Annotated in this window: 20 protein-coding genes and 1 pseudogene; 17 read left to right on the top strand and 4 right to left on the bottom strand. The window is 40.4% G+C overall.

Annotated features, from left to right (window positions below):
• Positions 1-7: 7 nt before the first annotated feature.
• From G0028_RS15940 to G0028_RS15870, 15 genes are all read left to right on the top strand, one after another.
• Positions 8-475 carry a phage tail tube protein gene (locus G0028_RS15940; RefSeq protein ID WP_180045032.1) on the top strand — a complete coding sequence of 156 codons (468 nt, stop codon included), beginning with the start codon at positions 8-10 and terminating at the stop codon, positions 473-475.
• Positions 476-549: 74 nt separating this feature from the next.
• On the top strand, positions 550-936 hold the full coding sequence (locus tag G0028_RS15935; protein ID WP_180045033.1) for a hypothetical protein: 387 nt from the start codon (positions 550-552) through the stop codon (positions 934-936).
• A complete protein-coding gene (locus G0028_RS15930) occupies positions 936-1,244 on the top strand; it encodes a phage tail assembly protein T (protein ID WP_081410062.1) in 309 nt (102 codons plus the stop codon). The genes G0028_RS15935 and G0028_RS15930 overlap by 1 nt, the downstream gene beginning before the upstream one ends.
• Positions 1,225-1,422 carry a hypothetical protein gene (locus G0028_RS15925; RefSeq protein ID WP_075167490.1) on the top strand — a complete coding sequence of 66 codons (198 nt, stop codon included), beginning with the start codon at positions 1,225-1,227 and terminating at the stop codon, positions 1,420-1,422. The genes G0028_RS15930 and G0028_RS15925 overlap by 20 nt, the downstream gene beginning before the upstream one ends.
• A 43-nt stretch (positions 1,423-1,465) precedes the next feature.
• Positions 1,466-1,945, top strand: a complete 480-nt coding sequence (locus tag G0028_RS15920; RefSeq protein ID WP_180045034.1) for a hypothetical protein — start codon at positions 1,466-1,468, stop codon at positions 1,943-1,945.
• A gap of 54 nt (positions 1,946-1,999) precedes the next feature.
• Positions 2,000-4,447, top strand: a complete 2,448-nt coding sequence (locus G0028_RS15915; RefSeq protein ID WP_180045035.1) for a hypothetical protein — start codon at positions 2,000-2,002, stop codon at positions 4,445-4,447.
• A complete protein-coding gene (locus G0028_RS15910; RefSeq protein WP_180045036.1) occupies positions 4,447-5,076 on the top strand; it encodes a DUF2460 domain-containing protein in 630 nt (209 codons plus the stop codon). Before G0028_RS15915 ends, G0028_RS15910 begins: the two co-directional genes overlap by 1 nt.
• Entirely contained in the window at positions 5,073-5,930 is an 858-nt protein-coding gene (locus G0028_RS15905) for a DUF2163 domain-containing protein (RefSeq protein WP_180045037.1), read from the top strand. The genes G0028_RS15910 and G0028_RS15905 overlap by 4 nt, the downstream gene beginning before the upstream one ends.
• 56 nt (positions 5,931-5,986) lie before the next feature.
• Entirely contained in the window at positions 5,987-7,651 is a 1,665-nt protein-coding gene (locus tag G0028_RS15900) for a hypothetical protein (RefSeq protein WP_180045038.1), read from the top strand.
• 8 nt (positions 7,652-7,659) lie between these two features.
• Positions 7,660-8,787, top strand: a complete 1,128-nt coding sequence (locus tag G0028_RS15895) for a hypothetical protein (RefSeq protein ID WP_180045039.1) — start codon at positions 7,660-7,662, stop codon at positions 8,785-8,787.
• Between the two features lie 2 nt (positions 8,788-8,789).
• Complete coding sequence (locus tag G0028_RS15890) at positions 8,790-9,206, top strand: NlpC/P60 family protein (RefSeq protein WP_180045040.1); 417 nt, start codon at positions 8,790-8,792, stop codon at positions 9,204-9,206.
• 1 nt (position 9,207) lies between these two features.
• A complete protein-coding gene (locus G0028_RS15885) occupies positions 9,208-11,697 on the top strand; it encodes a phage tail protein (RefSeq protein ID WP_180045041.1) in 2,490 nt (829 codons plus the stop codon).
• 58 nt (positions 11,698-11,755) lie between these two features.
• Positions 11,756-12,151, top strand: coding sequence for a hypothetical protein (locus tag G0028_RS15880; RefSeq protein WP_180045042.1), 396 nt, complete (start codon positions 11,756-11,758; stop codon positions 12,149-12,151).
• A 13-nt stretch (positions 12,152-12,164) separates the two neighbouring features.
• Complete coding sequence (locus G0028_RS15875; RefSeq protein ID WP_180045081.1) at positions 12,165-12,911, top strand: N-acetylmuramoyl-L-alanine amidase; 747 nt, start codon at positions 12,165-12,167, stop codon at positions 12,909-12,911.
• Between the two features lie 510 nt (positions 12,912-13,421).
• A complete protein-coding gene (locus G0028_RS15870) occupies positions 13,422-14,066 on the top strand; it encodes a HEPN domain-containing protein (protein ID WP_180045043.1) in 645 nt (214 codons plus the stop codon).
• 40 nt (positions 14,067-14,106) lie between these two features.
• On the opposite strand, the gene G0028_RS15865 is transcribed toward G0028_RS15870, so the two are convergent.
• The 4 genes and pseudogenes from G0028_RS15865 to G0028_RS15850 all read right to left on the bottom strand — a co-directional run bounded on the left by G0028_RS15865 (position 14,107) and on the right by G0028_RS15850 (position 17,569).
• Complete coding sequence (locus G0028_RS15865; RefSeq protein WP_130072044.1) at positions 14,107-15,294, bottom strand: MFS transporter; 1,188 nt, start codon at positions 15,292-15,294, stop codon at positions 14,107-14,109.
• Positions 15,295-15,312: 18 nt separating this feature from the next.
• Positions 15,313-15,694, bottom strand: a pseudogene (locus G0028_RS15860) (RidA family protein).
• Between the two features lie 42 nt (positions 15,695-15,736).
• On the bottom strand, positions 15,737-16,618 hold the full coding sequence (locus G0028_RS15855; protein ID WP_180045044.1) for a S66 peptidase family protein: 882 nt from the start codon (positions 16,616-16,618) through the stop codon (positions 15,737-15,739).
• 24 nt (positions 16,619-16,642) lie between these two features.
• The gene (locus tag G0028_RS15850) at positions 16,643-17,569 is read right to left on the bottom strand and encodes a DMT family transporter (protein WP_180045045.1); all 927 of its coding nucleotides are present in this window, start codon (positions 17,567-17,569) and stop codon (positions 16,643-16,645) included.
• An 881-nt stretch (positions 17,570-18,450) separates the two neighbouring features.
• Here G0028_RS15850 and G0028_RS15845 point away from each other — a divergent pair.
• Entirely contained in the window at positions 18,451-19,578 is a 1,128-nt protein-coding gene (locus G0028_RS15845) for a Re/Si-specific NAD(P)(+) transhydrogenase subunit alpha (RefSeq protein WP_130072041.1), read from the top strand.
• Between the two features lie 11 nt (positions 19,579-19,589).
• On the top strand, positions 19,590-19,910 hold the full coding sequence (locus tag G0028_RS15840; RefSeq protein WP_130072040.1) for a proton-translocating transhydrogenase family protein: 321 nt from the start codon (positions 19,590-19,592) through the stop codon (positions 19,908-19,910).
• Positions 19,911-19,913 lie beyond the last annotated feature (3 nt).

The raw sequence follows: 19,913 nt of genomic DNA, 5'->3' as shown, positions 1-19,913 counted from the left end.
AGACACTATGACTGATTGCGCAGCGGGAACAGTTGATTCCCAGGGAATTAAATTAAATGTATCTGGTGGTATTTTTACACCAAAAACGTATATTGCAGATATTTTAGATCTGCCTTTACCTGCGGGTGAACGTTCAACTGATGATGTGACTTCGGTTTTATCAAAATTCGCTGAAAAACTGGCATCTGGTGTTATTGATTACGGCAATATTGAACTTAGTTTGCTTCAGCGTACCAATACTGATCAGCAAGTGACACTGGAACGAGCTTTCATTGATGGGGACTGCTTTGATTGGGAAATTGAACTGCCAGATGAAGCCAAAACTTCATATAAATTCTGCGGATCAATTACCAAGTTTGCACCATCCCGCGAAGCATCCAAGAAAAACCGTGTTGCGCTGACAATTGCAATCTCCGGTGCAGTGGATCACCTTGAAAATGGTGTTTCAAAGCTGACAGTACCAGCAGGAACCTAATTTAAAACTTTCAAAAAGACCCCGTTTCGACGGGGTTTTTTCATTCTATCTATTTAAAAAAATGAGAGGCAATCATGTCTAATTTAGTAAATGCATTCTTGGCAACAGTTGGTAAAAAACAATCTCAAATTGTTGAAATTAAAGATGTGGGAAGTGTTGGTGTCCTAACTTCATTAACCATGAAGCAACGTGCTGAATATTTTAATGAGCGTAAAAGCCTTGAAGACTCGAAAGGCAATGCACTTTTACTGCAAACAACTGTATTTGACCCCGAAACTGAAGAACATATTTTCAAAAAATTATCGTTGGACGATATTAATAACCTTCCAACATACGTGACAGATCCATTGATCAAAGTGGCACTGCAAGCAATTGGTGTAACGCCTGAAATGATTGCACAGCAGGCCAACAAAGAGGTGGAGCCTGAAGAACTAAAAAACTCCGCGAACGACCAGAGCTAATGTTTATGTTTCAGCTCGCACTGCGGTTGGGTCGGACCGTAAACGAGTTGATGAGCAGTATGAGTGCTGAGGAATTCGAGTACTGGAAAGCATTTTCAGTATTCGAGCCAATCGGTGTTCTACGTGAAGATGCATTATTTGCCAATGTCTGTAAAACACTTGCAGATTTACAAGTGAAAAATGAACTGACATTACGTGATTTCACTGTGTTCAATCGCAATAAAGCAGAGCCTGAACCTGATCAAGAGCAAGTGATGCGTAACATCAAAGCAGTGTTTGGAGCATTAAGTGCCAAGTCAAAAGCATAATTTTAAGGTCGGTGATGAAGTTTATATTCCTGACCTGTTTGCCCGTCACAAATTTCGGGTACCAGATGATGAACAATATGTCGTGGATAAATTGATTGATGATGAGCGTTTGCAAGTCAGTATCGAAGACCGTTCATTTGTTGGCCATTATTCGCATTTTGCAATTGTTCAAAATTAAAGGTGTAATACCCGATCAAACAATAAAATTGGATGGGGTATTCATGAATAAGTTTCTTATGGCAAGTCTGATGCTGATTAGTATTAATCTGCATGCATCAGACGAGCCACGAAATGAACGTCTGGAGGGATTGCAGAAACTTTTAGAAGAGGGTTCAGTATCAGAATTTAATGATTGGTACCCAGTATGCAACAAAGACCGGTTTAATGGATCTAAGAGCTGTACTTTGTCGAAAGATACAGTTTTGATCATGTTAAAAGACGGTACCTTTGCAGTATCAGTCGGTAAACGGCATTATCCACGATCAAAAAGCGCAATAAAAATTGATAATAACGCAACGATTTATGGATATGAGGGAATTTTAGAATCCCCAAAGAAAGTGATAGAACAATTAAAACAAGGTAAAAAAGTTTTCACACGTTATCAGGAATGGCCATATCAGCATAACCGTGACAGTGAAATTAATTTGACAGGTTTCCCCGAAAAGTTTGAAGAAATGTTGGAGCTGTATAGACGGCTCTAAAATGCAAATACAAATGACCTCGCTTCTGGCGGGGTTTTTTTATGGGTGAAATTTATGTCAGGTGATATTTTAAGTCGGATTCAGATTTTGCTGGATGCAAACACAGCAAACTTTGAACAAAATCTGCAGAATGCACAGCGAACATCTGTATCAACCTTTGACAAAATTAAATCCAGTGCAAAAGTCATGGGTACCGCAGTTGCTGCGGGTGCAGCATCAGCGACAGTGGCACTAGCAGCAATGGCTTGGGAAACAGCAAATCAAGCCGTTGAACTCGAAAAATTCGCGCTGCGTGCCAATACAACAACTCAAGATTTCCAAAAAATGGCGGTGGGTGCTCAAGCTTATGGCATTGAGCAAGAAAAACTCAGCGACATGATGAAGGACTTCAACGAAAAGCTGGGTGAGCTCACAACGATTGGTGCCGGTGGTGGTGTCGATTTCTTTGAACAAATTGCAGTTAAAACTGAAGGATCTGCAGCAGCAGCTGAAAAGCTGATTCTGAAAATGCAGAAGCTTTCGGGACCTGAAGCACTCCAGCTCTATGTCGATAAACTCGAAGAAGCGGGGGTGACACAACAGCAAATGTCATTCTATCTTGAGTCGATGGCTTCAGATATGACCGACCTCATTCCATTGTTGATCAATGGTGGTGAGGGTATGCAACTTTATTCCGATGCTGCGGAACGTGCCGGCATCGTGATGAACGATGAAACCATTGCTCAGGCTAAAATTCTCAAAGAGCAAATGTATTTGCTCGATTTACAGTTACAAGGTGCTAAAAATCAGCTGATGCAGGCGGTGATTCCTGCATTCGTCGATATTGCGCAGGCATTCTTTGGTGGATCTGAACAAGGCATTCAATTCACAGGTGTTGCTGAAGGTATTGCGAAAGCCTTAAAAATTGTTGCTTCAATTGCGATTGGTGCTGTCACAGCTATTCAGTTAGTGGGTAAGGCACTAGGTGGTATGGCTGCTGTCGGTGGTGCTTTATGGAACGAGCTTGATTGGTACGAAATGAATCCAATCGGTCTAGTAAAAGCAGCGTATGAGGCACGTGCTGAAATTTCAGCTTTAACAAATGAGATGAAAGCCGACATGCACAGCACCATTATTGGTGCGGCTGAACGTCTAGACGGGATGTGGTCAGGTACGAGTTCTGGCACAGCAGCTCAAATGGCAGCCTTGCGTAGTGTTGAGAAAACAACAGGCGGTGTGAATGCAGGTTTAGGCACATTAGTTGAGAAGCAGGACAAGGCAGAGAAATCCGCGAAAAAAGCCACTAAAGCCAATTCTGAATTGAATAAAGCCTTGCGTGATCAAGAGCGTGCTTTAGAACAAGCCAAGCGTCTGGTGTATGAATATGGCGATGAATTGCTTCGTATTGAAGAGGATCTGAGAAAAGACCTTGAAGAAATTCAGGGTGCAACCTTAAAGGCTGAAGCGAAAGATCGTTATTCTGCCCTGGCTAAAGCGCAGGCAGCTTCACGAAAACAGTTATACGTGGCTGAGCTTGAAAATGAGCTATATGAGCACCGTAAAACTGAAGAAGAAAAGCTTGCTGATGAATTGCGCATTAATAAGCTTCGTTTAGATGCTCAGCGTGGTCTAAACAAGAACGAGCTTGAACTGCGTAAAAAGGCTTTAGAAGACAAGTATCGGTTAGAGCTTTCTCAAATTGAGGAAGAAAAGCGTGCCCGTGTTAATTCTGCAAGTGCGGCATGGGGCGGTACTTTTGCAGATATGACTGGGCAGGGTGAAGATCATGCTTTGTCACAACAGCGTTTTTCACGCATTGACGAATCGCAGGAGCTGTTTGACGCTCAAATGGCGTTGGCAGATACCGCTGAAGAACGTGAAGCGATTTGGGAAGCACACCACAACCGCATGCAGTTCATTGAGCAAGAGTACTTCCGTTCTCGTGCCAATATGCAACTGCAATGGGGCATGAGCTATGTCCAAGGTGCAGCTGGTGTCATGGCTCAAGTTTTTGGCGAAAACTCCAAAGCTTATCAGGCCATGTTTGCAGTGCAAAAAGCCATGGCGATTGCTCAAGTCATGATGAATGCGCCTGCCACGTTCTCTGCAGTAATGACATCTGCTTCAGCTATTCCAGTGGTCGGCCCATTCATTGCTCCAGGATTGGCAGCGGGTGCTGTGGCATTACAAATGGCTCAGGCTGCAATGATTGGATCTGTATCATTCCAGCCAACCGGTATGGCGCATGATGGTATTGATCGAATTCCAGAGGAAGGGAGCTGGTGGCTCGATAAAGGTGAACGTGTCCTAAAAGAGCAAACATCATCAAAACTTGATAGCACGCTCGATGAGATCCGTCGAAACAATCGTGAACCTGCGTACGATATGCCATCAGTACAACAGCCGATTTATAACATTCAAGCCTTGGATGGTAAGAGTGTCGAGCGGGTACTGAAAAAACATAGCCGGCATGTTGCTGGCAGCATGAAGGGTTATGCAAGGAACTTCGGGAGATATAAATAATGTCTGATGTTTTATTTCCAGAACTAAGGATTGGTTATGACCTGACGCGAAAGCCGATGTTTAATACCAAAATTATGACTTCTGTGAATGGTCGTGAACTTCGTGCAAGTTATCAAGCGGTGCCAAAATATGAGTTTTCATTGACTTTGCCAGGTCTTCAGGAACGGAAAGGCGAACTTCAGGCAATTGAAGATTTCTTCGTTGCCCGTCGCGGGGCCTTTGATTCCTTTCTGTTCAAAATGCCGTGGGACAATGAGTACGATTGCACATTCAATGGTGACGGCACAACGACTTCATTTCAATTGTATAAAGGTCAGTTGCCATTGGGAAATACACAATCTCAGGTTGCAATCGATCTTGATCCGACATTTTGGAATGAAGATGACGATCAGCAGTTTTGGAGCGATAACGATGACGAATTGTTCTGGGATGACACGAAAATTACAGTCAGCAAAAGTGGCATTGTTCAAGCAACAAAGCCATTGAAAGCAGGGCATAAGTTTTCAGTGAAAGGCACGTTTTATTATCGTTGCCGATTTGCTGATGATGGTCAAGCTTTTACGCTGTTTAGTTATCGTTTATGGAAAGGTGAGGTTACCTTGATCGGATCTTTGGGAAATAAAGTATGAGAGCAGCTTCTGCAAAACTAATTGCGTTACTTGATGCTGATCAGTTTGTGATGGCTGATCTGTATACGATCACAACTGTACAAGGTGATGAATTCCGATATACGAATTATGACTTTGACCTGGTGGTTGCAGGTCAGGTCTATAGCTTAGAAGGCCCTATCATCAGTCGTGATGGAATTAGCCTGTCACTCGGTATTGAGGTCGATAATTTATCGATCAGTATTGATTGTGTTGATGATAATGAATGGAACGGCATCAATGTTGTTCAAGCGTTTCATAATGGCCAATTAGATGGTGCTCGATTTAAATTAGAGCGCATATTTATGGATATGAATACACCAACGGACACCAGTGCTGGCACCATCAAATTGTTTGAAGGTCGAATCATTGAGCCTGACTTAGATCGTAATTCAATTCAAGCCAGTGTCGCGTCAGATCTGGACGAATTGAACGTGCAAATGCCAAGAAACCTATATCAGCCAAGCTGTACCAATACGCTATTTGACACGGCATGCGGTCTATTGCGTCAAGATTTCATGGTGCAGACAACCATTGAAACGGGCAGTACTTCAGCACGGATTTTATGCCAGGTGAATCAGCCTCAAGGTTGGTTTACTCAAGGTGTAATTGAATTCTTGGATGGTGGCAATGCAGGTTTAAAACGGACGATTCGCATGCATGAATCAGGTGCTTTGTTATTGACTTTGCCATTGTTGGAAGCACCGCAGGCGGGGCAGCGAATCAAGATTTATCCTGGATGTGATAAGCGCTTAGAGACCTGCCAAAACCGTTTTAACAATTTAGCTCGTTTCCGTGGTGCGCCATTTATACCTGTGCCTGAAACAGCGGTTTAACTAAATTTGTATTAATCCATACCCGCTTAAGGCGGGTTTTTTTATGGGGTGGGAAAATGCCTTTACCAACTGTTGAAGAAATTACAGACCCAACTGCTACGAATACGCAAATGAAGCAACGTTTGGGGCAATTAGTGGGAAGCGTCGTAGATTCAGAAAATTTAAATACTCTGACAAGATCGTATGCAACTATTCAAGATGCATATAGTGATATAGCAAATATTCCACCTTTTGTTTTAGTTCGAGTTTTGAATGATGGAGAGTTTTATAAAGAAGCAAACGATTCATTAATTTTAAAAAAACTACCCGAAAGTATTTCATCAATTCTAGCTAATAAAAATAAAAAAATTTTAGAAAACAGAGAGGGTAATAATATTCTTAATGTCCTAGACAAAGATAACCAGCTGACTATGTATCTTGATCAATATAGCCAGCTATTTTTAACTGGGGTTGACAAATCTGTGCAAGCATATCTTGATGATGTTGAATCAATTAAAGATACTTTAGGCGATAAGGAAAAGAAAAATTTAGTTGAGTTCACTGATGCAATTGATGGTCTATATGCTTATTTTAGTGAAAATGCACATTTATTTTTGGCTGAGCTAACACAATCTGTTCAGGCAATACTAAACAGCGATAATCTAAGCGCAAAATCAAATCAATTTGTACATGACAAGAAAAGCGTTATTGCTAATGAAGTCCAGCCATATTTGTTGAGCTGCTTAAGCGGTGGTGGTGTGATAGCCCCGATGCCTTTTTCTCAAGCTCCTCATCAGTTCACTCCGCCTGAAGATTTAATTAATGTGAAAGTCACGCAAGGTCAAAGACTTACAGTTGATACTGTATATAAAAAAGATGATGGTGTTGTACATCCGCATATTCTTGAGTTTAGAAACGGTTTTTTGGGGTATCGCTATATCCTTGGCTTAACACCTTACTTTCTAACTCAAGATAAATATGAAAATCCATGTATTTACGGCTCTCATGATCTGTTAAATTTTGAGCTAATTGATAAGTTCCCTCAGCCATTTTCTGAACGCCCTATCGTTGAGTTTGAAAACCAACACGCATATAACTCAGACGACTTTTTCACCTATGATTTTTATTCTGGTGAATTAATATTTGGATGGCGACGTAGTTATGAGGGAGCTGGTGGTCGTAATGAGCTGTGGGGGAGAAGGACCAAAAATGGACTTGATTGGACAAGTGAAGAGCTTATTTATGACGGAAAAACATTAGGTGGAGTTTTACTATCACCGTCCATTATTTTCAACTTTGAAACTGGTCTATATGAGCTTTATATAGTTGAAGGAACCGCAAATGGTTGGCGTATCCGTCGTATGACATCCCCAACACTTAAAAACCCAAGATGGACGCATTCTAAATATTTTCAACCGATTCCCAATGCGAACATATGGCACTTTGAAATCCGTTGGGTTGGTAGTGAATTATTCGGACTTGGACATGATGATGCCATGACTGGATCGGATTCGTCAAAAAATCTTTACCTATGCAGATATGACAAGGCATCAGATGAATTTGTTTGGTCAGATAAAGTTATAACAGGTGAACATTACGATCCCTACAAAGCAACCTTTGCACCAATTCTTAATCTTGAGAACAACACAATAGCCCTGCAAATTTTATGGTCATCCCGATCTGGTGGTGATGAAAATATGTGGAAACTTTACAGCTCAAAATCAAACTCTATTGAATTATAGGTGTCAAAATGACAATCGTACTTAAATCAAATAATGTCGCTAAAGCAGCAATTTCTGACAAACACGGATTGCAGGTTGCTCAAGACTGGAAAGTTATGCTTGATTTTGAAAACAATCAGTATTTAGAAAAATCAGCATCTGATGTGTTGTCAAGAACTATTACGGATTTATTAAGTGTAGAAAACACAAATCCGATCGCCTATACGAAAGATGGGGAATATGTTGTTTTAGCAGACAACACACCTAGACTTTCGTTAAACAGAAACGGTACAGTTTTTGGTCTACTTGAAGAAGCGACAGCGACGAATTATTACTTCCCAAGTGATGCTCCAGTGAGCAAAACCATTAATTTAGTACAAGGGTCGAATACAGGCCCTTGGATAGTAAAAATGGTGGGCGCAGGTTCAGTGAAGGTCACAGGCAGCTCTATTACAAGCTCAACTTCGGCAGAGTTTACAGAGCTACAACCTGGATATTTCATGGCAGACAGCCCATCAGCCATTGCTCAAGTCGCAGTTGAAGTTATTGGAGAGGTTAAACATTTATCAATCATGGGCTCAGGATTTGGCCCAAATGGTTACACTGACAATGCTTTAATTAAGACCCAATTTGGGACTTGGTGGGCTGCGTCAGGTGTGACTAAAGTAAGACCAGAAAAAGTGACGCAACATCTTCTCAATAAGAAGAATTTTTCAATTGTTTTTCAATGTATCGATAATGATTATTTGAATTTTAGTTTTAACGACACTGTTTATAAACCACTGGTTGAACTTGTAAACCTAAGCAAACATATTTCAATTATAAAGCGAAAAATAGGCAGTGCTGCTGCTGAAGAAATCGCAATTCGTTTATTCAATAATACAGAAGTTGTAATTCCGTTAACAGGCACACAAAAAGTAAGCACTATCGCTATTTCTTCGGGCGACAATGGACTAATGTTTGCAGTGAATGGGAATGTGACTAATCCGAGTCAAGTAATGAAAGACTTTACAGTTGCTGATATTTTAATCGGTAGTTCAAGCCAATGGATTTCAACAATCGGCGTAAAAGCTCAGGGTGTGTTTACTAAGTTTGCAATGTATGATCGTCAATTGAACTCGGATGAACTACGAGTATTATCACAATCATTTCAATAATTATGAGAAATCTTGAAGCCGTTACCGAAGCCATGACGTGGCTCGGCACACCATATCATCATCAAGGTCGTGTCAAAGGTGTAGGTGTCGATTGTGCAACGCTGCTTTGTGAAGTCTATGAAGCAGTGGGTTTAATCGACCACTATGATCCACGCCCTTATCCAGCCGATTGGCATATGCACCAGATGGGGCAGCGATATCTTGAGCACATAAAGAAATTTTGTGATCCGGTCGGTGATCCTCAGCCTGGTGACATAGTTCTTTATCATTTTGGCAAATGCATCAGTCATGCTGCAATTGTCGTTGAGTGGCCAACGATCATCCACTCATATATCCATCAGGGGGTCATCCTCCAGGATGGAACCAAAGGAAGTTTAGCCCGGCGAATTGCCGGGTTTTATCGTTTAAGAGGGCTATAAAATGGGTGGTGTTTTTGGTGGTGGTACCGTCAGTACATCTGACAAACGTATCAATTCAATGCGCATTCAGCAGTCAGCCTACGGTCTAGCGCAAGCATTGGTGTACGGTAAAAACCGTGTCGCTGCAAATATGTTCTGGTATGGTGACTTTACCGCCACAGCACATACAACAACGACAAAACAGGGCGGTAAGGGAGGTGGCGTAAAAACCAAAAACACAACTTATACCTATAGCGCGTCCTTTATGCTTGGGCTTTGTGAAAACAAAATCAAAGACATTGGGATTATCTGGCGTGACAAAGAACAGATTGTTCCTAAAACGGAAGGTGGTATTCAGCTTAAACCTATTGATCAGCTGGGGTTTGAATTATTTGATGGTGATCATAATCCTGTTTGGGGCTATCTCCCATCAAAGCATCCTGACCAGGCATTGCACTATCCATTTCTCGGTTATGTCGCATGTGCCAACTACGATCTGGGGGGGAGTGCCAGCTTATCGAATCACAATTTTGAAGTAATTAGCGATATTACATTCTCAGAAACGATTCAAGATGCCAATCCTGCAGATGTAATTGAAGACTTCATTACCAATCCACGATATGGCGCATCACCCAGTCTGCAAATGGCAGATTTGTCTGAATTTCGGACCTACTGTACAGCAACCAATTTGTTGATCAGTCCTGCTTTGACAGAACAGCGTGAAGCATTCGAAATCATCAATGAAATTGTTGAAGCGGTGAATTGTGCCGTGGTACCTAGTCCCGACGGTTTGAAGATCCGGTCTTATGGTGACAGTGTCGTCAGTGGAAATGGGGTAACGTTCGTACCTGATCTAGAGCCGGTTTATCACCTTACTGATGACGATTTTCTAGGTGAAGATCAGCCAGTTCGGGTACGCCGAAGTCGTGATACTGATGCCTACAATCATTGCCAGATTGAATATGTAAACCGCTTCAATCAATACAATACTGAAACCGTTGAAGCTAAAGACCAGGCAAATATTGAAATGTTTGGTCTACGTACGCAAGATCCGGTCAAGCATGATTTTTTCTGTGAACCTAAAATTGCCCGTCATGCAGTGCAGTTGCTATTGCAGCGAAAACTTTATGTCCGTAATGAATATGAGTTTGAATTGGGCTGGAAGTACTGCCGTTTAGAGCCAATGGACATTGTGACGATCACAGATGAATCTTTAGGCTTGAATCGTTTTCCGGTACGTATCACGCGTGTCGAAGAAGATGAAGATGGAATGTTGTCTATTACGGCTGAAGAACTGGCTGTTGGATCTCGCTCTGCGGTTGAATATGATCTTCAATCATCTAATGGGTACCAAGGTGGAAATGAAGAACCAGGAAACGTGAATGCACCGAATATTTTTGAGCCACCATTAGATTTAACTAGCGGTAAAAATCAGATCTGGGTAGCTGTATCCGGTGGAATCAACTGGGGCGGCTGTAATGTCTGGGTCAGCCTGGATAATACAACTTATGAAATGGTTGGTACGATCTATGGTTCTGCCCGATATGGTGCCCTGGTTTCAGCGATTGATGCAGATGATACCGAGATGCAGATTCAGTTGAATACATCCAGCCAGATGTTCAGTGGTACGGTTGAAGACGCTGAAGTTGATGCAACTCTATGTAGAGTCGGTGACGAATATATTAACTATATTGAGGCCACATTGAATGGATCTGGGCTGTATACATTGAGCGATGTGATCCGTGGACGTTTTGATGATGCAGGTCCACATAATTCAGGTGAATCATTTGTCCGTATTGATCGTGCCATTTTTAGCCATGATTACAATGAAAATATGGTTGGAAAACAGATTTATCTGAAGTTCACCAGCTTCAATGGATTGCAGCAAAAAGAACAGACTCTGGATGAGGTGGCGGCTTATAGTCACACCATTACTGGCAGCCGTCCAGCTGGCGTAAAAGGTCTATCCCTTCAGTCAGCCTTTGAAGGTACAAGCTTTAAGGTTCAATGGCAAAGTGCAGCTGGTGCCACAGGGTATATCGTTCAAATCATGTCAGGTGGTGTATTGCTACGTGAAGTTGAAACGACAAATACTGATTACAGTTACAGTATGGATGAAGCCAAGATTGACGGTATTCAGCGTGCTTATACAATTCGTGTTGCAAGTAAAAACGGCTCGATTGTCAGTACCTTTGCGGAGCTGAATATCAGTAATCCGGTGCCACCACAATTGTTGAATGTGTACACATCTGCAACAGCAGATTCGATCACAGTGACTTGGATTCCAAGTGAAGTACCGGATCTGAAAGATTACCAGGTGTGGATCAGTACCAATGCTAATTTTGATCCTGATTCAACAGAAGCACGTTGGACCGGTACCGAAAATGCTTGCACGATTACTGGCTTGCAATCGACGACCACATATTATGTGCGTGTTGCTGCACGAGATGTTTGGAAGCCGACATCATGGAATTACTCGGCACGGATCACACAAGCCACTGCAGAAAGTTAAATTTTTCAAGTTCTAAGCACCTTCGGGTGCTTTTTTATTGCCAAAAATAGGGGGGCATATGCCTGACAGCGAAACATACGGAATGCGACTTGAAAAGAAACTCGATCAACTCCGACAAGAAATGGGTGTGTTGAATAACAACGTTATTCGACTGTCAGAACGTAATGAGCATTACCAGTCCCAAGCTGTAGCCAATCGACGTGACATTGATTTGCTGCAGGCTGATATGAACAGAGCTAAAGGCGGACTCACTTTTGCAAAAGCATTAGGTGGTTCTGCTATTGCGATGCTTATTGGATTTGGTGGCTATGTTGTTCAAGGGAATAAAGCAATTGAAAAAGATAACGCTCTACTGAATCAAAAATTGGCTATTGCTGAATCTAAGCAGATCCGCATGGATACAGACCTTGCAGCAATACGAAATCAAATTGATCAGCAGAAAAATAAACCGTGAAGTGAGAAAAATCATGAATTTTATAAACGAAAGTGCCTGGAAATATCTTTCCGTAAAGCTCCCGATTTTGGGAGCTTTTTTAATGCTTGCAGCTTTAGTGTTGCAATGGGCATTAGACTTTAATTTTATTCCTCAGCAATATGCGCCTTTCATCATTGGCACTGTATTGCCAGCTTTGAGCTGGATAGGTCGTAAAATTGCACAGCCAAACCTGCAGCAACAATCTTTGAGGTTTGCCACTATTACTGCAGGCCATAGTAATTCTGATCCTGGTGCAGTGAATGGCAAAATTAAAGAAGCTGACCTGGTGACTAATTTCAGGAATGCGGTTTCTTTTTATTTGCGTGAAGCTGGTGTCCAGGTCAAAAACGATGGTACCGGATCGCAGAATGATCCGCTTTCATCGGCAATCAAGCTGATCAAAGGATCTAGTGTTGCGGTTGAATTCCATATGAATGCTGCTACTTCCAAACAGGCGAATGGAGTTGAAACAATTGCACTGCCACAAGATAAAGAATTGGCTCAGGATTTGTCAGCAGCTGTGGCAACGGCTTTGGGTAGCCGATTACGTGGTGAAGATGGCTGGATTGATCAGAGCCAATCGGCCCGGGGGAGTTTGGGCTATATCAATGCCGGTGGTCTGATTGTAGAACTTGGTTTTATCTCAAATGAAGCTGAGCTTGCAGCATATCAGGCACGTTATTGGATCGCAGCAAAAGCTGTGGCCAAAGTTCTGATTGACTATGAAAAGCGCAATTAAGACTTTAATGCTGTGCCTTCTTCTCCAAGGTTGCACGGCTCACTCGATTACGACAAATATAAGTATCGGGGTACACGTTAAGGCTCTTTAAGGAGGGCTATTGTACTATTACGTTGTCCACTTATTTTTATGCCCTTGGTCTTCGGACTGAGGGCTATTTTTTCGTTTATATGCAACCATATTGCAACTATTGATTTTATTAAATTTATAAGTTATTGAATTTATATTAATAAGTATATGGTTATTGCCAATCCATCATCGGGGCAACCGAAATGCGAGGCTGTAAAGAATGGAGATCAGACATAACATAATCCACAAGGAGCAAAACGAAAGGGCAAATTATACGGGTTTTAGTTATAAATCTACAGTACTGTGATAATGCATAATTTTTGTCGCAATTTTATTGCTCGTGTTTTAGTTATTTTAAATAAAGTTAAATATTTAGGCTTGATGCATCGCTTAAATTTCAGTAATGTAATTTTATAAATATAAAGAATGGAGTGATAAACCATGTTGGTTTTAGAAGAAACTTACAAAAGTAAGAAAGCGCAAAATTCAGACCAATTTAATTTAAGAATTCATCGTGGTTTGAGTTGGTTGAAACAAGCTATATTATTAGATAAAAGTTTAGATTTAAAATTTATCAGTTTATGGGTTGCATTCAACGCAATTTATGCGCAAGACGGTGATGACATCAAAGATCGACAGCAATTTAGACGCTTCTTATTGGAACTGTGTCAGGCGGATACTGAACATAAAATTTACTATTTAATTTGGACGAAATATAGTCATTCAATACGTATATTGCTTGATAATCCTTATACTTTTCAACCTTTTTGGGATTATCAAAACCAAAAAATCAGCCAACAAGAGTGGAAAATAAGTTTCGAGAAAGATAAAAATAAAGTACATCAAGCTTTGCAACAAAAAGACAGCGTGGAAGTGCTATATGTGATTTTTAATCGGCTCTATACCTTACGTAACCAAATTATGCATGGTGGCTCGACGTATAACAGCTCAGTGAATCGTGCACAGATTCAGGATGCATGTCATATTTTAACCGCAGTGTTGCCTACATTTATGCATATCTTATTGGAAAATGAAAAGATTATAGATTTAGGTAAACCCTTTTACCCTGTAGTTCAGGTGTCTTAAGCAAAAAATCCCTCACATATTGTGGGATTTTGCATGGGTTTTAAGCTTGGATTTTATTTAAAAATAAGCGGTCTAGCAGTGCAAAAAATGCTGAACAAAGGACTAAACACAAACCAACGAGACAAGTCATTGTCCACCCACCATGATGCCAAGCATAAACACCAAGTGCTGACCCACACGCACCACCCGTAAAATAAGCTGTCATATAAATTGAATTAATACGAGATTTTGCATCAGGGCGTAAACGGAAAATAATGTTTTGGTTACTACTGTGCACGATGGCTAAACCAAGGCTAATCACACCATACCCGATGATATAACTGAAGAGCGATGTGCCGCCAAAATATAAAAATACCCAACTACAGGCTAAAATAATCACACCGATGAGGGTTAAACGATTGGTATAGCCTTTGTCTGCGATTTTACCGATTTTTGTAGTACTGAGTGCGCCAAAGACACCGATGAGTGTCGCAACGCCCACCATGACATCGGGGAGTTCAAAAGGTTTTGAAGTGAGTAGAACGGCAATGGTTGAAAATAAAATACTCATTGCAGCAAAGGCAAAACCGCCAATCAATGAGCGATAGACTAAACGTTTTTCTTCAACAATCAACGTTGCCATCGACTGAAAAATTTTACGATAACTCATCTTAAATGTAGGTACTGCAGGCAAACGAGTTCTTAATAAAAATGCTAAAATTAACATCAATATAGAACTTAGGGCATAGATCACTTTCCAGTGAAATAAGTTAGAGAGTAAACCTGCCAAACTGGTCGAAAGTAATAATCCAACCAATAAACCACTCATTAAAAAGCCAATGACTTCACCCGTTTTTTCAGGCTTGACTGCCATCGTTGCCAAGGGAATCAAAACTTGTGCAGCCACAGAAAATAATCCTGCGATGACTGTACCGAGCCAAAGCATGGGTAAATTCACAGCAAAAGCACAAAGTAATAAACCGATTGCGGCAAAAAACATCAATAAAGGAATAAACTTGGTTTTATTTACAATATCGCCAACAGGCACAATAAATAATAGCCCTAAAGCATAAGACACTTGTGCAAAAGTTACAGTCAGTGCCACCTGTGATTCAGGGACTTGAAAATATTGTTGAATCGAATGCACTAAAGGTTGGCAATAATAGTTCGCACCTGCACATAAACCACAGGAGATCGCCATCAGCCACAATAATCCTTTATTTTGGCTAATATCGAGTTGAGGTTGCATAAAAGCTCCGTATGGGGTTTATAAACAATAGGCTGCTGCTTCAATGTCAAACTGCATTGCGGACAGTGCAAGACATAGGAATCAATATACATGCAGGGAAAACGTGATTTTTCCATAAATGTTGCATTTCTTGAATTAAGCTTTGATGCTTCTTTGTAGAATGATCTACCACTAAAATTCGTAAGACGGCAATATCAAAGAGTGATGTATCTACATCAGCCAAGGCCAGTTGTAAATTTGCAAAAGCCTGATGAGTTCGTACTGCAAAATCACTTGATAATTGCCCCTGTCGTGTTTCACCATCTTGTCCTGAAATATACAGAATTCTTAAAAAATGCTTCACTTCAGTGATGTGACTATACGCAAATGCACGTGGATTATAAAGTGTGTTTGGATTAATTCAGGTGAAGGCTTGGATACTTGAAAGTGATGACTTAGAACATTAGATAATCAACTGTGATGCTGAAATATTCCCGTTTTTTCCAATCCAAAATGGCTGGTTACTCGCACCGTGCCCAAACCAATCACATTGATAAAGTGGAATGTTTAATGGCTCTAAATGTTCGGCAACAATTTCTCCAATACTTTGAGGAACATTTTTTTGAGGGCATGCATAGAAATCACCGAGGACCAATCCTTTTAAGTTCGAGAGATCAAGGCTTTGTAATAGCTGTGTCAATGCACGCTCAATACGGTAATAGGGTTCACCAACGTCTTCGAGTAAGAGCATACTCGGTTGCTCTAATTTCAATGCATTACTTGTCCCTTGTAGACTGCACAATACGGTAAGATTTCCCCCTAACACTTTGAGTTGACCTGAACAGGCTTGAGCATGATTTGAATAAATCTGCGTGAGTGGATAAACATTTTCTGACGTTAAAGCTAAACGTTGAGCATCAAGCAGTTGAATAACAGATTGGGCATCGGGTGAAAGCGTATGCTGAGCTAAATTTTTTACAGCAATTTCAGAAAATACAGGTGCATGTAACGCCTGACCGTGATGCATTGCAACATAGTTTAGCAACACGGTTGCATCTGAATAGCCAATAATCGGTTTGTTTAATATCCAGTTTTCTAGATAAGGCACGAGCATGGCTGCTCCAGAGCCACCGCGTGCCAACCAAATAGCATCGACTTCAGGATCTAAACACGCCATTTTTAAGTCTGAAAGACGTTGTTCGACTGTACCTGCCAAATAGCGATATTGAGCAAAAACATGAGTGCCTAAACTGACTTGATGACCCAGTTGTTCAAGCTGAGTTTGAGCTAATTTAATATTTTCAACATCTACACATGCGCTAGGCGAAACAATTCTAAAATGCATATTTATTCCAAAATTTTATACGGTTTAACTTGCAAGTTTCTTCTTGGATAATGTGATCATCATGACACCAATGATATTTAAGATGCAACCAAACCATTGAATACTATTCATCTGCTCGCCCAATAAAGCAACAGCTAAAATAATGGTTAAAATTGGTCCAATAGAGCCAATCATTGCAGATTGTGCTGCACCTAAACGGGAAATACTTTGCGCAATTAAAATGGTGGGTAAAACCGTGACCAATAAACCCAAAGCAATGCCATACCCAATAATTTCACGCGGTAACTGAGCAAGTAAAGTCAAAGGTTGTGGGGTCGCAATCAGAAAATGGGTCAATGTCCCTATACATGCAACACTGAGTGCTAAACCTGTAAAGTTCCACGAACCAAAACGCACGATTAAACGAGGGGTTAAGAGCAAATAGGCTGCAAAACTGATTGCACTTGCAAATACCAAGCTGACCCCGAGCCAAAAATTACCTTCATGTGTAACGGTACTTTGCTCTTGTAACATCACAATTACAGTACCACCGTAGCTTAAAGCAATAGCAATAAGACTTTTGACGCTGAGTTTTTGTTTATAGATCGCGCAAGATGCCAATACGGTTAAAGTTGGATATAAAAATAAAATAATTCTTTCCAAGGATGCACTGATATACATTAACCCTGAAAAGTCTAACCAACTTGAAAAGTAATAACCAAGTAAACCCGCAAAAACTAACAGCCCCCAATCTTTCAGTGTAATATTTTGACTATGTTTACGGTTTAACCAACACAACAAGAGAAAAAATGGCAAAGCACTTGCCATACGCAATGCCATCAGTACTGTGCCATCGACCAAAGGTGATAGTGCATAGGCTTGTTTAATGAAAATAGCTTTGGTACTAAACAAAAATGCAGCACCCAAAGCAAACAAAGAACCTAATTGTGTGCTAGATAAAGAAAATGTCATGGATTGATCACAATTTAAAAATGAGGGCTTTCGATATATGCATTTTCAGTATAAAGGCTCTTAATTTAGAGATGAAATGCAAAAAAAGAATCAATTCCATCAAAAGATGGAATGCAATATCTATGCAAGTGTTATATGAAGCTGTTTATTGAGATCAAAGCGAGATGATGTCATTTAAGCACACCAAACGAGTTTGTTTAAAAATGCACTAAAAATGTGCATATTATGCCAAAGTGTTTCAATAATGCCGTTTGGTCATCATTTGGCAAAATGGCGAATAAAAAAATTAAAAAATTTTTGCATTTTAAATTATGGTAAAAAAGGCAATTTAAGATATTTTACCCAAGTACTTTTATTTATTAATGAAATTAAAAAAAGTAATGATAACATTCTTGCATAATTGACATTTTTTGTATGAAATTAAGTCAATAAAACAAGAGAGGTAAAACGATAAAATTGTCAGAAAGGCGAATTTAGAAAATTATGCAGCTAAAAAGCTTGTTTTCTAAATAAATATCTAAAAGTGATTAAGATAAATTTTATAAGTCTAAGTGTAGTAAAAGCCAATTTAAATGTGATGTTCGATATTACAATCTTGATTTAACAAGCTCAAATGCTTCATAAATCACTTTAATTTTTTTATTTTGATTAAAAAATAGGCTTGAATGGCATAGGTGCTATTACTTTAAATAAATGTTGCATATGTTTTTAATTTATAAAAGTGAATCTTGAGTTCAAAATAATCACATTTATTAAATAAATATTGGGTAGTATTTTAAAAAAGTTCAATTAGAATCCAAAAATTAGAAGAAAACGCATCCTAGGGGGAGACATCGTTTACACGATGTTTGCTTGAAGAAAAATTAGCTTGAGGAACGCTCATGCAGATCGGAATCCCAACCGAAACTGTCGTCGGAGAAAGTCGTGTAGCTGCTACACCTGAGACAGTAAAAAAGTTGATCAGCGCTGGTCATAACGTAGTCATTGAACGTGGAGCAGGTAAAAAAGCTGCTTATATTGACAGTGCTTACGAACAGGTCGGTGCAAAAATTACGGATGATGCCTACACGGGTAGTCAATTGATTTTGAAAGTTCGTGCACCTAAGAATGATGAAATTCAAAAACTTGCTGCGGGCACAACAGTGGTTGCTATGTTTGATCCCTATCGTAATCCTGACCTTGATCAGTTTGCGTCACAACAGGTATCTGCATTTGCATTAGAGCTTTTGCCTCGTACACTTTCTCGTGCGCAGAACATGGACGTATTGTCTTCTCAAGCGAACCTTGCAGGTTATAAATCTGTACTTTTAGCTGCTGCAGAATATCAACGTATGTTCCCAATGCTCATGACGGCTGCTGGTACTGTGAAACCAGCTCGTGTCGTGATCATGGGAGTTGGTGTTGCAGGTCTTCAAGCGATTGCGACTGCAAAACGTCTAGGTGCTGTGGTTGAAGCCACAGATTTACGTCCAACTGCACGTGACCAAGTAGAATCACTTGGTGGTAAGTGGTTAGACGTACCAATGTCTGATGAAGAAAAACAAAAAGCTGCAGATGCTGCAAAAAATGGTTATGGATGGATGCCAGGTGAGCAATACATCAAAGACCAAGCCATTATCGTCGATAAAGCAGTTTCAAATGCGGATATCGTAATTACGACGGCATTATTGCCAGGTCGTGATGCACCGCGTCTGATTAAAGCTGAAACTGTTGCCAAAATGAAACCAGGTTCAATCATCCTTGATATGGCGGTTGAAACAGGCGGTAACGTTGAAGGCTCGAAATGTGGTGAAAATGTTGTAACAGATAATGGCGTGACTATTTTGGGTATCCCAAATATTCCTGCAACTGTTTCGACAGAAGCTTCGGCGTTGTATGCACGTAACGTTTTCAATTTCGTAGAAACGTTGTTTGATAAAGAGAAAAACTTTGCCATCAACCAAGAAGACGAAATTCAAAAAGCACTTCTAGTAACTCATGGCGGTCAAGTACTGCTGAAGCGTGGTTAAGGAGAGTCATCATGGTTGAAACTATTACTATTTTCGTCTTAGCCATCTTTGTTGGTTACTACGTGGTTTGGGGTGTAACACCTGCATTGCATACGCCGTTAATGGCGGTAACCAATGCTTTGTCATCAATCATTATCGTGGGTGCGATGCTACAAACTGTTGGTATCCCAGGTGTTGTTGATGCAAATGTACAATTCCAATCAATCAATGCTGTGAGTGTACTTGGTGCAGTTGCAGTGTTCTTGGCAAGTATTAACATTTTTGGTGGTTTCGCAGTCACTGCGCGTATGCTTGAAATGTTTAAGCCTAAACAAAAGAAAAAAGAGGGCTAATCC

This window comes from Acinetobacter piscicola (assembly GCF_015218165.1).
Taxonomy (GTDB): Bacteria; Pseudomonadota; Gammaproteobacteria; order Pseudomonadales; family Moraxellaceae; genus Acinetobacter; species Acinetobacter piscicola_A.
Note: the sequence above shows the minus strand (reverse complement) of the source record. Positions and strands in the feature narration are given on the sequence as shown.